The sequence below is a fragment of the Paenibacillus sp. ALE3 genome (genome assembly GCF_054113405.1).
Genome location: NZ_CM134214.1, coordinates 92,560 through 106,678 on the forward strand (window position 1 = coordinate 92,560; position 14,119 = coordinate 106,678).

Annotated in this window: 14 protein-coding genes and 1 pseudogene; 13 read left to right on the plus strand and 2 right to left on the minus strand. The window is 38.3% G+C overall.

What is annotated here, in order from left to right; genetic code table 11:
* The first annotated feature begins 1 nt into the window (after nt 1).
* From ACXHJ2_RS00405 to ACXHJ2_RS00465, 13 genes are all read left to right on the plus strand, one after another.
* Nucleotides 2-571: a DUF6470 family protein gene (locus ACXHJ2_RS00405; protein WP_040102726.1), complete on the plus strand. Its 570-nt coding sequence runs from the start codon at nt 2-4 to the stop codon at nt 569-571.
* A gap of 96 nt (nt 572-667) precedes the next feature.
* On the plus strand, nt 668-1,120 hold the full coding sequence (fliW, locus tag ACXHJ2_RS00410; protein ID WP_165079740.1) for a flagellar assembly protein FliW: 453 nt from the start codon (nt 668-670) through the stop codon (nt 1,118-1,120).
* A gap of 2 nt (nt 1,121-1,122) precedes the next feature.
* Nucleotides 1,123-1,362, plus strand: coding sequence for a carbon storage regulator CsrA (csrA, locus tag ACXHJ2_RS00415; RefSeq protein WP_040102728.1), 240 nt, complete (start codon nt 1,123-1,125; stop codon nt 1,360-1,362).
* 149 nt (nt 1,363-1,511) lie between these two features.
* Entirely contained in the window at nt 1,512-2,324 is an 813-nt protein-coding gene (locus ACXHJ2_RS00420) for a flagellin N-terminal helical domain-containing protein (protein ID WP_165079739.1), read from the plus strand.
* A gap of 174 nt (nt 2,325-2,498) precedes the next feature.
* Nucleotides 2,499-4,370: a glycosyltransferase gene (locus ACXHJ2_RS00425; protein ID WP_165079738.1), complete on the plus strand. Its 1,872-nt coding sequence runs from the start codon at nt 2,499-2,501 to the stop codon at nt 4,368-4,370.
* A 115-nt stretch (nt 4,371-4,485) separates the two neighbouring features.
* Complete coding sequence (locus ACXHJ2_RS00430) at nt 4,486-5,652, plus strand: glycosyltransferase family A protein (RefSeq protein WP_165079737.1); 1,167 nt, start codon at nt 4,486-4,488, stop codon at nt 5,650-5,652.
* A 25-nt stretch (nt 5,653-5,677) separates the two neighbouring features.
* The gene (locus tag ACXHJ2_RS00435) at nt 5,678-6,778 is read left to right on the plus strand and encodes a glycosyltransferase (RefSeq protein WP_238791005.1); all 1,101 of its coding nucleotides are present in this window, start codon (nt 5,678-5,680) and stop codon (nt 6,776-6,778) included.
* A gap of 165 nt (nt 6,779-6,943) precedes the next feature.
* Complete coding sequence (locus tag ACXHJ2_RS00440) at nt 6,944-7,585, plus strand: FkbM family methyltransferase (protein ID WP_165079735.1); 642 nt, start codon at nt 6,944-6,946, stop codon at nt 7,583-7,585.
* Between the two features lie 1,044 nt (nt 7,586-8,629).
* Nucleotides 8,630-9,019 (plus strand): flagellar protein FlaG, encoded by a 390-nt coding sequence (locus ACXHJ2_RS00445; RefSeq protein ID WP_165079734.1) that lies wholly within the window; start codon nt 8,630-8,632, stop codon nt 9,017-9,019.
* A gap of 12 nt (nt 9,020-9,031) precedes the next feature.
* The gene (gene fliD / locus ACXHJ2_RS00450; RefSeq protein WP_165079733.1) at nt 9,032-10,534 is read left to right on the plus strand and encodes a flagellar filament capping protein FliD; all 1,503 of its coding nucleotides are present in this window, start codon (nt 9,032-9,034) and stop codon (nt 10,532-10,534) included.
* 20 nt (nt 10,535-10,554) lie between these two features.
* Nucleotides 10,555-10,947, plus strand: a complete 393-nt coding sequence (gene fliS / locus ACXHJ2_RS00455; RefSeq protein WP_040102738.1) for a flagellar export chaperone FliS — start codon at nt 10,555-10,557, stop codon at nt 10,945-10,947.
* Between the two features lie 27 nt (nt 10,948-10,974).
* Entirely contained in the window at nt 10,975-11,289 is a 315-nt protein-coding gene (locus ACXHJ2_RS00460) for a hypothetical protein (protein WP_457874473.1), read from the plus strand.
* Nucleotides 11,290-11,636: 347 nt separating this feature from the next.
* Entirely contained in the window at nt 11,637-11,834 is a 198-nt protein-coding gene (locus ACXHJ2_RS00465) for a cold shock domain-containing protein (RefSeq protein WP_013373372.1), read from the plus strand.
* Nucleotides 11,835-11,994: 160 nt separating this feature from the next.
* Here the strand turns inward: ACXHJ2_RS00465 and ACXHJ2_RS00470 are convergent.
* Both ACXHJ2_RS00470 and ACXHJ2_RS00475 read right to left on the minus strand, forming a co-directional pair.
* Nucleotides 11,995-13,486, minus strand: a pseudogene (locus ACXHJ2_RS00470) (adhesin); the annotation flags it as partial.
* Between the two features lie 438 nt (nt 13,487-13,924).
* Nucleotides 13,925-14,092, minus strand: coding sequence for a hypothetical protein (locus ACXHJ2_RS00475; protein ID WP_238791352.1), 168 nt, complete (start codon nt 14,090-14,092; stop codon nt 13,925-13,927).
* Nucleotides 14,093-14,119: the final 27 nt, after the last annotated feature.

A 14,119-nucleotide genomic window follows, 5' to 3' on the forward strand; every position in this document is an offset into this window, starting at 1 on the left:
GATGGCCATCATTCCTACACTTCAGATCCGACAAACTCCGGCTATCCTGCATATTGACGCAGACCCAGGGCAGTATTCGATTCGACAGCCTTCGGCTGATATGGAATTAAAGACACGACGAGCTCAACTGGAAATTCACCAGTACCAGCCACAGCTGACCATAGATCAAAGTGCGGCCTTCTCTGCCTATAATGGTGGCAATTACCTTGAGATGAATAATCGAATTTATTCAGGGTTGCCGCAGATATTTTTACAAGCTATTGCGCATAAAGTGGAGCAAGGCAACCGAATGGCGGCGATTCACATCCCTGGGAATACTGTAGCCAATGTTTATGGAGAGGATACAGAAACGCATGTGCTTCCTGAATTTAGGGGTCCGGCATCTATGGATAATGTCGATATTCATGTTGAAACGCATGCACCTGATATTACATATACACCTGCTGTATCGGAAATGCATGTGACCGTTAATCGTCCAGAGATTGAGTATACTCGGGGGAAACTGGAGATTTATATGCAGCAGTATCCATCTGTGGCCTATATTCCGCCTGAAATTGATGTCATGATGTAAAATAAGTTAAGGTTATAGAGGTTATTCAAGCCATCTATAGCCTTTTTTTAATAAAAGGTACGTATAGTGATCTGATTAAATATTGGAGGAATATTAGTGATTATATCCACATCTATTTGGGGTGACCTTGAAGTTAATGAAAAAGAAATATATCGTTTTGAAAAAGGAATTCCGGGATTTGAGGAGACGACTGAATTTGTGTTGCTTGATCAAGATGAGGCACCCTTTTACTATCTCCAGTCCCTTCAGCAGAAAGAACTCTCTTTTGTTGTAGTGGATCCTTTTATTTTTTATCCTGATTATGAATTTGAGCTCCCTGATAGCGAAGCAGAAGAACTGAAGATTGAATCTAATTTAGTCGTTCGCAGCATACTAACATTACAGGAGCAGGTGGAAAACTCAACGATTAATCTGTTGGCACCTCTAGTGTTCAATCCCGATAATAGGCAAGCCAAGCAGGTTGTTTTGCACCAGTCTCAGTATCAGACCAAGCATTCACTGCAACCCGTTAAGGAAGACAAAACCGTCCGTTCAAAGGAAGGTGAATAAGCATGCTGGTACTTTCGCGTAAGAAAGGCGAATCTGTTATTATTCAGGATCACATTGAGGTCACGGTGCTCGGAGTAGAAGGAGATACTGTCCGTATAGGAATTTCAGCACCCAAACAGATGGACATCTTTCGCAAAGAAATCTATTTATCCATTCAAGAGTCCAATCGTGAATCTGCTGCCCATACGCAGTCAAATTTAGATGCTTTACGCAAGATGATAAATAAAAATAACGAAAAATAAAAAAAATCCTAAAATGCTATTAAAAGTTCGACGAGAATGTCGATATATATAGTACAAGCTATTGCGGAGGGGCGGCCGACTTCAACGGATAGCTGTAAACAATAAACCACATGGATGTGGGACATTTACCTTCAGGGAGGAAATTTAAAATGATTATCAATCACAATATCGCTGCAATGAACACGCACCGTCAATTGAATGCAAACACTACTAACACAAACAAAGCGATCGAAAAGCTGTCTTCTGGTCTTCGTATCAACCGTGCTGGTGACGATGCTGCTGGTTTGGCAATTTCCGAAAAAATGCGTGGTCAAATCCGTGGTTTGGATATGGCTTCCAAAAATGCTCAAGATGGCATTTCTTTGATCCAAACAGCTGAAGGCGCACTGAACGAAACACACAGCATCCTGCAACGTGTTCGTGAACTGGCTGTACAATCTGCGAATGATACGAATACTGATGACGACCGCGCTGAGCTTCAAAAAGAAGTAGTTGAGTTGACTAAAGAAGTGACTCGTATCTCCACTGATACTGAGTTCAATACTAAAAAATTGCTGAATGGCGATATCAGTGGTGCGGTATTCCACATTGGTGCTAATACAAATCAATCAATTTCTTTGGCTATTGGTAATATGAGTGCTGCATCATTGGGTATTTCTGCTGTTTCTATCTCCAGTCAAACAGGTGCTAACGCTGCAATTTCAACTTTGGATGCGGCTATTAAATCGGTATCTTCCGAGCGTGCTAAACTGGGTGCAAACCAAAACCGTTTGGAGCACACAATCAACAACCTGGGAACCACCTCTGAGAACCTGTCTGCTGCTGAATCCCGTGTTCGTGACGTAGACATGGCTAAAGAAATGATGAACCAAACAAAAAACAACATTCTTGCTCAAGCTTCCCAAGCTATGTTGGCCCAAGCAAACCAACAACCGCAAGCTGTTCTTCAATTGCTTCGTTAATCATTTTTCTTATAAAACTGCTGAGATCTTTCTCAGTAGTTTTTTTTGTGTTTATATTTTACATATAAGGAATCATATTCGTCCTCATATTTTATCAGTCTAGTCTAACTTATGATTATAAAGTAGCCGATATATATACTAAACTGATTCGTAAATGCGAAATGAAAGGAATACATGATGAAAACCATCGCTTTATGTATGATTGTGAAAAATGAGCAAGAGTACCTTAGAAGATGCCTCGATAGCGTAAAGGATAAAGTAAACCAGATAGTAATTGTAGATACAGGTTCAACAGATGAAACTGTTAATATCGCTAAAGAATATACTAATGAAGTATACCATATGGATTGGACTAATAATTTTGCAGCTGCCAGAAATGAGTCCATTAAATATGCCACTACAGAATATATTTTAGTGCTAGACGCAGACGAGTACTTAGAAGAATCTGCTGATTTACAAAAAGAAATCGCTTCAGGTGCAGACTACTATTTCACAAAAATACACAATATTATGTCATTTGATCGTGCCTTAAATCATTTAGCTATCCGAATTTTTTCGAATAATAAAGAACTATATTATCAGAACCGTCTTCACGAACATTTGAATATTATGGACGAAGGAATAGATTTTAAAAGCGGACAAGCTGGGCTTATTATTATGCACACTGGCTATACAGATGAGATGATGGAGGGAAGGGAAAAAGCCAAAAGAAATCTCCCCCTAATGCTGAAGGAAGTTGAAGAAAATCCGACGGTGTACAACCTATTTAATATGGGTAGAACTTACATGTGGGTTGGTAAATATGAAAAAGCAATCCCCTTCCTACAGAGGGCTTATCCGATGAGTAAAAACTTAACAATTGCTCCGGATTTAGTTATAACTTTATGTCGTAGCTTAGGGGAAATGAAGAGATACGATGAAGCTCTACAAATTCTACAAGAAGCAACGATTGTTTATCCGAATGAAGTAGACTTACTTCACCTACAAGGACTTTATTTTATGGAAATCGGGTACTACAGAGATGCGATAGTGACGATGACTAAATGCCTTGAAATTGGCGATCAAGGTATCACATTCACAGAAGGAAATGGCAGCTATATTGCACATTTCAGACTCGCTGAATGGTATGAATCACGCAACGATTTGGTGAAGAGCTATGAACATATTTTAGAAGCATTCAAACTGAAAAATGATTTTGTACCGGTTATGGGGAAATATTTTAGAATTTTAGAGAAAGCAAATGTTCCATTAGAAGAAGTATTCCTAAGTACAAACCAGTTGTATCCGATATCAAATAGTGGACAGCTAGAAAAAATGTTAGAAGTGATGTATCAGCTGAGACATCCTCTATTGCAAAGATATCTGACAGAGTATAACGTGACTATTCAAGATAATGTAATGGCTGTTGCACGGCAATACGCCAGGGATTACGATGCAGCGCAAGCCTTATGGTTGGAAATCATGGATGTTGATAAGCAAAACGGAGAGGACATCTTATTATTATCTATTATCCTCAAAAATGAAACTCTATTTGGAAGGGCCAAAACACTACTTAATCTAAGTCAAAAGGAACAAAAAAATCTATATAAAATCATAGTGAATGAACCTTCAGGAGATGTTAAGTTAACACCCCATCTAGAGAATATATTAGAGAGGGCAATAATACACCTAATTCGATTACAGGAGTTTGATATATTTGAAAAGATACTCGATTATTTGTGGCAAGGTGGCGTTGATGCAAAAGTTAAAGCTTGTGAGCATCTTGTGTCCTATGGCTTCAGCGAGATAGCTATCGATCTATTAGTTAAACTTTTTGAACAATATCCAAGGAATGTAAGGGTTGTTGAATTATTAGGTGATGTCTGTCTCAGTTCTGAATATTTGCAAGATGCTCAGCTTTTTTATGCTAAATTGCTAGATCTCTGTCCTGATTATAGCTCATATGAAAGGGCATATGCATTATCGGAAAAGACTGGTGATAAAATGGATGTTTATAAAATCAAAGAGAGCATTAAATTGAGATTTCCCCTTTCTCGTAGTTACTAGATTAGAATATTGGAAAAAGCGATCATGAAGGACCTTCATTGGAAAGGTTTAAATATTTCGGATTTATGGTGAATTTTTGAGAATTCCAAAAATAAGTAGGAATGAGGAAAAATAAATGAAAAAGAAAAAAGTGCTTGTTGGAAGTCCTATCCGGCAAAATCCATCTATACTAAAAGAATTTCTTGAATCACTTAGGGAACTTGAACAGGAAACAATCGAGCTTAGTTATCTCTTTATTGACGATAACGACAATCCTTTATCCAGTAAAATCCTTTTGGAATTTTCTGAATCTACAGCTAATGTAATGATCCATAAAAACAGTAGCACGGATTATTATTTTCGTAATGAAATCACACATTCTTGGGACGAGCAATTAATATGGAAGGTGGCGCAACTCAAGGATATTATTATTCAAATAGCACTAGAATATAATTATGATTACTTATTTTTTGTAGATTCTGATATTGTGCTTCATCCTCGCACAATTGAACAATTAAAAAATACAGAAAAAGAAATAGTATCAGAAATTTTTTGGACAAAGTGGCATCCTGATTCTCCGGAACTCCCGCAGGTTTGGTTGACTGATCAATATAATATGTCGTACAAAAACCGTAGTGAGCAACTTTCCCAAGAAGAGATAGCGAAAAGAGAATCTGAATTTATTAGAAAGCTGAGAGTACCTGGCGTTTACGAAGTTGGGGGATTAGGAGCCTGTACACTTATAAGTAAGTCAGCTATTGAAAAGGGTGTGAATTTTAAAGAAATCAAAAATGTTTCTTTTTGGGGTGAAGATCGACATTTTTGCATTAGAGCATCTGCATTAGGAATCTCACTTTTCGTAGATACACATTTCCCTGCGTTTCATATATACCGAGAAGAGGATTTACAGAAGGTCGAAAAATTTAAAACAAGAGCTTTTAATGAAGGTGTTTTTTTCACAGTTAAAAATGGGATAGAATTGCTAGGCTCTTTTCATTATAAGAAAGGCTATCATCCTGATTGGAAAAAAAGTTTCACAAAAGAATACGGAGATTTGCTATCTAAGAAAATGGAAGATGAATTGAATGAGAATATTAAGAAAAAAGTAATTGTCAAAGCAACTGTATCAAATTTTAGGATTGATAGTAATCAAAGTAGTGAAATTGGAATACTCAATGTAAAATTTGATCTTATAAATGATGGCATAAGTAATGGAGAACCTTTTCATGATAAATTTAGGGGAGAAACTACATTGCTTTTACAAAATAATAAATGGTTAATTGATAGTTTAGAAATTGTTTAAGGAGATGAAAAACTAATTGATTAGCGTGATAATGCCTGTATATAATTCTGCACCGTATTTAAAAGAATCAATTCAAAGTGTCTTGAATCAATCTGAGCAGGATTTTGAACTGATTGTTATTAATGATGGATCAACTGATGCTAGTGAAAATATAATTTTGAATTTTAATGACCCTAGAATTAGATACTTTAAACAAAAAAATCTAGGTGCAGCAAATGCAAGGAATAAAGCGCTTGAGATGGCGAGAGGGGACTACATTGCTTTTCAGGATTCAGATGATATATCTATGCCCAACCGTTTTAGTTCCTTAAAGGAGCAATTTAAGAAAGGTGTGGGTATTGTTCATTCTGATATGATGTTAATTGATCAAAATAATTACCCTATTGGATATTGGCATGCCAGGAATATTGATAAAAGTAACCTAAACAGGTTTTTTTTAAAGATTGGGACTCCTATAAATGGTGGGAGTGTAATGTTCAGGAGACAGCTAGTTGGCGATTTGAAATATGATTTAAGTTTACAGATAGGAGAAGATACAAATTTTATTTATGAATTATTAAAAATTTGCGAATCTTCTATCCATATTCCCGAGCCTCTTTACATTTACAGAAAGCATCTAACTAATACTACTAATCAAGGAAATTATGATGTTTTGTATTTGCATGTCCAAAAATTCATTCAAAATCATGACATCAAAGAACTGGTTCCTGAAGTAGAATGGAATAGAAATGATGATAATGAGAATGAAGCAACAGCTTCGGCCATCCTAGCGCTTTTATTATTTAATAGAGGAATGTATATTGATGGAGAAAAGCATATTTTAAGTGCAATTAACCGAAGCGAGAATTTAAAGTCTAAACATTTAATATATGCCATTGCGAAATTAATTAATGGAAAACCAGATGAAGCCTTAGAGTATTTATATGCAGTTGATAAGAAAAACCATCTGGTAGAGAATTATATCGGCGAAGCGCTAGTTTATTTGGGGGAAATAGAATTAGCTTACCATCACTTTTTGTCTGCTCTAAATATAAAGCCAGATTATATTGAACCAATTGATAACTTGAAAGCTATATCATCTAGGAATTCATTTAATATGCTTGACAGAAATTGGATAAAATTTTAGAAGTGGTTAAGATGCATGGTGCATACATTGGCGACAATAAACTATTAATTTCTACAGTTTGGAAGGGCATGCTTTATACTTATGGAGATGATTTTAGCTTGACTCCTAATTTATTGATTAATGGTGTATTCGATGTACCGTTGACTAATTTTTTTAATAAAAAATTTGCATCAAGGTAATACTTTTATTGATGCTGGCGCAAACATCGGTTATTTCAGTGTTCTAGCTGGGTATTTAGTCGGAACATCAGGAAGAGTCTTATCCTATGAAGTTAATCCTAAAGTCCATAAACTTTTATTGGATAATATTTCTGTAAATAATTTACATACACATGTAAAGTGTCTCAATAAAGGAGTCTACTCTTCATATGGAGAAATTCTATTTTATATGTCTAAACGCTTTAATGGTAATGGGTCTTTAATTGAACAAAATGGAGAATACTTCAATATATTCAAAAATGATGAAATAGAAAAAGTAATGGCGGAAACAGAACCATTGAGTATGCGGATTGAAGACATTGGATTTGTTAATATACTGAAAATTGATATAGAAGGAGCAGAGTATCAAGCGTTTTTAGGCTTGGAAAATAATTTAAAGAACAAAATGATAGGAAGTATTGTATTTGAGCTAAATAAACTAAGAATAGGCGAAGAGTGGTATGACTTTTACGAATTTTTGAATAAACTTCGTATGATTTATGGCTGGGAATTTTATACTTTATCAGTAGATGGTGACCTTGTTTTATCAGATTTAAAAGAGTTATTTACTTTAGATTTCGTGGAAAATGTAGTAATGGTGCTTAAATAAGTTAATTGTAAAATTACCTCCAATCATCTATATAGGTATAAAGCGATCTCCATCTGTTAAAGATATATTCACATATTTTCAAACAAAGGAGAAATCATTATCTCTCTGATTGTCATATTACCCAATCATGCTACAGTCGGTGACTACTTAACCAACATCGGAATGTCAATGCATTATTGAATGATGATGAGTACATCGTGAGGTGAAAATGACTGCTACAACGAAATGTTTCCGTACGAAAGCTGTCGAGCTGCTGAATAAAGTTAACGCCATCGTGCGACACTGAATTGCTTCTCTGTATGAGGAAAAGGGAATGGAAAAAAGTGAAATACGAATCAACTCGTAGAGTTTCCTTGAGTTCGAACGAAAGAGCTTCTATTTGTTATTATTAATGTCACCATTATCAAACCTATGCTTGTGGGCATAGGTTTGATTCATCCCGTCGATCTGTATATTCCCTTCTAACACAAAAGCTGGATGGCTTCTATAACTGCACGATATCTAAAATTCTGCTCCTATATACGAGAAAGATCGTTCATCTTTATGGATCGCGCCTCGTGCGGTCACTATAAGACCGTTTAAAACGAGATACATGTGTTATGTTCCTGTTTGGCTGGAAAGATTATTTGGTAAGACAAATATCTTATTTACCTTTTTGTGTAAGGGCAATCTCTAACCTAGATGGCATCAATGTATCATAAAAAATGTAATAAAACCCTTGTCCAGTAGTCAGAAAGAACCTTATCTTGGCTTAGCCACACACCAATTTTGATTCCTGACAGCCTTCTGTTTATAGCCATTTATGTTCAGAATCAATTGGCTTTGGATGATCAGACAAAATTGAAGCCTACCCCCTTTGCGATGAACTAATTAAAGAGGCACAACCTAACAAAAGTAAAATCCATGTAATGCGTCTATGAGTCTGTATAAATGTGCATCCTTATTGTTGGTTAATAGTATGTTTTATATATTTCTTTTATGCTCTTCATAAGCAAGAAATAGTAGCCGATAAATATAATAAATAATCCCATCGGAGGTTGTGAGATGAATCTGCAATTCTCTCTTTCGACAAATGTGGTGAGTGGTAATACAAGCGGGATAAGTCAACATAGCGAGGCTGTAGCTCATCAGGATAACCAACTAATCCAAGCCGTAAGAAGTGGTTCAGAATTAAGCAAACTTGAAAGACAGGGAGTTTCATTCTCCATGGGGGATGAGCAACTTATTAAGGCAATAGATAGAGCTGTTAAAGCTCTTCAGGGACCCACAACCACGTTGGAAATGAGTGTGCATGAAAAAACACATCAGATCTTGGTCAAAGTTCTCAATAAAGACACAGGAGAATTGATTCGGGAGATTCCTCCTGAAAAGACGCTTGATTTAGTAGCAAAGATGATGGAGATTGCAGGAATTCTCATAGATGAAAAAGTATAAGGAGGCAATTAGATGCGTATAAATGGTTTTTCAGGAATGGATATAGATAGCATGGTTACATCTTTAATGACTGCCAAGAAAACCCCGTTAAACAAGCTGAATCAGCAGAAGCAGACATTAGAGTGGACGCGTGATAGTTACCGTGAATTAAATACTAAGATCGTTCAGTTTAGCGATAAGTTGCGCGATTTAATGACTAAGTCTGACAAAATGAACACTCAGAAGGCTACGTTAACTGGTAATACAACGGCTATTAAAGCGGAGGCTAATGCTGATGCTAGCTCTACACCTATGTCTGTAGTCGTTAACAAGTTAGCAACAAAGTCCAATATGCAGACCTCTACAGGTCTACGTACAGCGGGCAGCAGTACAGCAGATACTACTAAAAATACAACATTGGAGCAAATTGCAGGTGGCAGCGCGTCTGATACTTATGAGTTAAATATCAATGACAAAACAATCACTTTTCTTAAAACTGATACAATAACTGCAGTGATGGCCCGTATCAATTCAGAAGGGGCAAACGTGACAGCAAACTTTGATGAAATCAGCGGCAAGTTCTCTATTACAGCCAAAGCTTATGGGGATAAGAATAATATTAAATTAACTGGTGCTGATAAGCAGGTTAAAAGCAGTACGCTCATGGATTTATTCCAAATTAGTTCTACAGATGTAAAGGCGGCTGAAAAAGGGGAAGTTATAGTAACGAATACTGCAGATTCGAGTTCCAAAACTTATAATCCTGATAACAACTCCCTTGTCGTTAATGGAGTGTCGCTGACTCTGTTAGAGACCACGGGAACTACTGGACCAGCTAAAATCACAACCCAGTCAGATCCAACAAAAGCTATGGAGAGCATTAAATCTTTTGTGGATACTTATAATGACCTATTAAGTACATTCAATACGAAACTAAGTGAACAAAAGTATCGCGATTTCCCTCCACTGACAGCCGATCAAAGGAAAGACATGAAGGAAGATGAAATTAAGCAGTGGGAAGAAAAGGCGAAAAGTGGTCTCCTCAAAAATGACACGATTTTAAGTTCTGCTGTGTCTTCTATGCGAATGACTATTTCTAGTAAATTAGGCGATTTGAGTTCAATTGGTATTACAACAGGCCAATATTACGAGAATGGTAAATTACAAATTAATGAAGAGAAACTGAAGGCAGCTTTGACAACAGATCCTGATAAGGTTATGAATATATTCAAAGGGTCGTCTGCTGATATAAACAGCAAGCCCATCTTTAGCGAGTTGAGAAGTAAGCTTGATACTACGTTAGATATGTTTGTAAAAAAAGCAGGTACATCAAAATTCGATACAAATGCTAGTATGACCTTAAAGGCTGACAGTATAATGGGAAAGCAGCTTAAAAACTATAACAGCGATATTAAAGAGATGACCAAAAAACTTGCTGATGCAGAAACACGCTATTATAAGCAGTTTTCGGCTATGGAAAAGGCTATGAGCAAGTACCAGTCGCAGTCGTCCAGTTTGACAAGCTTTTTACAATAGTTTAGAAAAGGGTGATTCGTTTGATCTCATCTCCTTATGAAAAATATAAACAGTCTTCGGTGCAGACATCTACTCCAGGGCAGCTCATTATAATGTTATATGATGGTGCCATTCGCTTTGTAAAGGCTGGTCTTGATGGAATATCATCGAATGACATTGCTAAAACAAACATAAACCTGGGCAAAGCACAAAGCATTATTAGTGAGTTAATGTCTACGTTAAACTACTCCTATGATATTTCCAAAAATTTGTATGCTTTATACGAGTATATGAATTATTTATTAATTCAAACGAATATCAAGAAAAAGATTGAATCAGGTGAAGAAGTGCTGGGCTATCTGCAAGAATTGCGGGAAACTTGGGTTACAGTGAACAAGCTAACCGCAGGTATGTCATTGTCAACGGAACAGTAAGCTATGATAAATGAAGCTTTAATCCAATTGGAGCAACTAACCCAACAATTCATACTTCGACTGAATGAGACAAATTACGAGGAAGTTGAAATTTTTGTCGAAGTTCGTCAAATGAAGGTAGATCAACTGGTAAATGCCTTGGGGAATTCATCAATGACAGAAGAACAAAAAATGAAGTTAGAGTCTATTCTAGGCTATGATGCGTTAATTGATCAGCGTATGCAATCGCTAAAACAGGAAGCCCAAAATTGGCTTGTCCAAAGAAATATAGCCAAATCTCAACGCAATGCTTATGAATCTAACTATACGCCTGATAGCTTTTTGATGGATCGTAGAAAATAAATTCAAGAAGCTCTCGTCTAACACGCTTTATTGTGTGGACGAGGGCTTTTTGAACATTTAAATAGTTTCTAAATAAAGAAAAGAACCCTCAAAAGCAAAAAAAATCTATCAATTCATCGTTTCAGACTCTAAAATGTAGTTTAAAACATGATTAGTAAGTCTGGCTTGGTTCAAGTTCTAATGAACAAGTAACAAAGTTATTGACTATTTACCCATTGTATTATATATGGAATAACTATACATGAAAACATTATCAATTCCAATTGACAATGGATAACTTTGGGTGGTATAGTCAAAAATGTGGGCGAGAGCTTCACTTCATTTGATGACGAAGGGAATGTTAGTGCATGCAAGGTAAAGTAAAATGGTTTAACGCAGAAAAAGGTTATGGTTTCATCGAAACGGCTGACGGCGGCGACGTATTTGTACATTTTTCCGCAATTCAAACAGAAGGCTTCAAAACACTTGAAGAAGGACAAGACGTGGAGTTCGACATCGTCGAAGGCGCACGTGGACCACAAGCCGCTAACGTAACCAAATTATAATCATCCCCGGCATAGCCGACCTACATAATTGGTAAGATGGTTAGCAATGGATAACGCGCTAGCAACTGCCCTGGAATATATTCCAGGGCTTTTTTATGTTTTCTACATACATAAAAAAGCCCCTTACCATCGGGTAAGGAGCTCAGTATAACAAAATGTTTTACTCTAGAGAACCGTCAAAGTCAGCCATCTCCACAAAAATGGTATTGGAGGAGGCAGATTGTTTCTCTACGCGTCCGTCTGGATAACGGAATTGATAGCGCAGGATGGCCTGAGCGATCAGATACGCACGGAGTGCAGATTCGATATCGAATGAGAAGACGATGACGGCTTTGTGGTCAGGATCAAGCTGGCCTAATGGGATACCTTGGAGCAAATTAGGATGTGGAAGCGGTACTGAGTTCACGGTGACAGTTCTCAGTACAAGGAAATCTTCGGCTGAGAATGGTGCTGTGAGCAATAGTTCTTCCAATGGAATATTTCCGATGTTTTCCACCTGGAGTGTAAAGGACAGGGTATCTTCTTGCGCGACACGCAAAGCGCTGGAGCTAAGTGTAAGTTTAGGAATAGCTGCGATGACAGTCAAATCTACGGTATTAGTTTGGATGGTTTCCTTCAAGGTCTCTCCACCACTACGACGTGAGGTATATTCGATGGTAGCCTGGTTGCTGAATGTTCCATCTGCAGGTGCTTCACGAATTTGTGCCTGGAGCGTAAGCGTAAGCGTCTCCCCTGGTGCAATATCCGGGAGCGTAATACCAGTGCCGGGATTTGCGCCTGGCTGTGCTTTCTCTTGGATAGTCAGGCTGTTGGGTACATAAACAAGTCCATGCGGCAACAGGTCCGTAAACAACGGAAACTACGCCGAGACTCCTCCTTTATTTGTAATCTGAAGGGTGAAGGTAAGAGTGTCTCCTACAGAGGCGTCATAGGTGTTTACCTGTTTCACAAATTCGAGCAGTGGGAATACCACTGGGATCGTCACGGTATTTGTAGTCAATGTGCCCGGTACGATTCTTCCTCTAGGCAATGTAAATGAGTAGGTAAAGGCAGCCTGATTTACGATGTAGCCAGATGGAGGTGTCTCGGATACAGTTACCTGATAAGCCAGGGTCAATGACTGACCAGGTTCCACAGATCCAAGACTAACTCCGCAGCAGGGTTGGCTTCTGCAAACGTTTGAGCGTTCAACTGGAGGCTGTCAGGAATGTACAGGGTTCCGGCAGGGACAAAATTTTGAAAAATAACTTCTGAAGCAATGTTGCCAAAGTTATTATGGAGTACCGTGTAGGTCAGGTTTTCCCCTGCTTGGGCCTCCTTATGGTCTGTGGAGATGTTTGCGGCAAGCTTTGGACAGAAGTTTGGAAACTCACGATAAATGTATTTCCAGGTGCGACATTTCCAATGGCAATTCCAGCAGTTGGCGAGGTGTTAGGGAAAGGTACACCGTCGATAAGGACACTACCCGGAACGAAGGAAGTACCTGCTGGGATTGTATCGGTCACAACGGTATCTGTGACGGAATCCACACCGTTATTCGTAATGCTTAGTGTATATCTGATCGTATCTCCAACTACAGCAGCTGCCAGATTGGATGTTTTAGTCACCTGAATATTAGGTGCAGACACAGAGACATTAACTGTATTAGTGGTACCGAAGGTCCCCGTCGTGACCAATGTGCCGTCATCCCCGTTAATTTGGGACGCAAAAAAATTAGTCGAAAAATTGTTGGGCCCAGACAGCGCAGTTAAGTTGGATGTGGTAGGTCCAAACAACGCACGATCCCCGGTGATATCTACGTCACCCTCTTGGGCGCTAATTAACGCCCTGCCGCGCAAAGTCCCCTGTACAGGCGTGGCAAACCCGCTTATTACCACGTTGACCGAGCCAGTAGCGCTGCTGACTCCTTTACCACCTACACGCAGCGATAGGTTACGGAAGGGGAGAGACGGGTTATTGTACACCACTGCCAGCGTCCATCCAGCGTGATTGGTGTTGGTAGAATCGGGAACCGTGATGGTGCCCGTCACATTTCCGACCGTATATGCCCCTGCGCCGCCTTGAATGACCAAATTTGTTACATTTGCGGTTCACACATAGGTACTGAGACTGGTGACGTTGATCGATGTTGCAGATTCGGGACTGACTGTAGTAGATAAAGCAGGCGTCTGAAATGTGATCGGATTGCTGGCGCTGGACAATACATTGGTACTGCCGTTGGCATAGCTTCCTCCCCAAATAAGCTCAGCATATAGCACGGTACTGCCCGGGGGGAGCACAAGAAA

What these genes read in the sequence shown, in the direction of transcription:
- ACXHJ2_RS00445 (WP_165079734.1), top strand. Translation starts at nt 8,630, where the DNA reads ATGAATCTGCAATTCTCTCTTTCGACAAATGTGGTGAGTGGTAATACA.
- ACXHJ2_RS00425 (WP_165079738.1), top strand. Translation starts at nt 2,499, where the DNA reads ATGATGAAAACCATCGCTTTATGTATGATTGTGAAAAATGAGCAAGAG.
- ACXHJ2_RS00405 (WP_040102726.1), top strand. Translation starts at nt 2, where the DNA reads ATGGCCATCATTCCTACACTTCAGATCCGACAAACTCCGGCTATCCTG.
- ACXHJ2_RS00420 (WP_165079739.1), top strand. Translation starts at nt 1,512, where the DNA reads ATGATTATCAATCACAATATCGCTGCAATGAACACGCACCGTCAATTG.
- ACXHJ2_RS00430 (WP_165079737.1), top strand. Translation starts at nt 4,486, where the DNA reads ATGAAAAAGAAAAAAGTGCTTGTTGGAAGTCCTATCCGGCAAAATCCA.
- fliD (WP_165079733.1), top strand. Translation starts at nt 9,032, where the DNA reads ATGCGTATAAATGGTTTTTCAGGAATGGATATAGATAGCATGGTTACA.
- csrA (WP_040102728.1), top strand. Translation starts at nt 1,123, where the DNA reads ATGCTGGTACTTTCGCGTAAGAAAGGCGAATCTGTTATTATTCAGGAT.
- ACXHJ2_RS00465 (WP_013373372.1), top strand. Translation starts at nt 11,637, where the DNA reads ATGCAAGGTAAAGTAAAATGGTTTAACGCAGAAAAAGGTTATGGTTTC.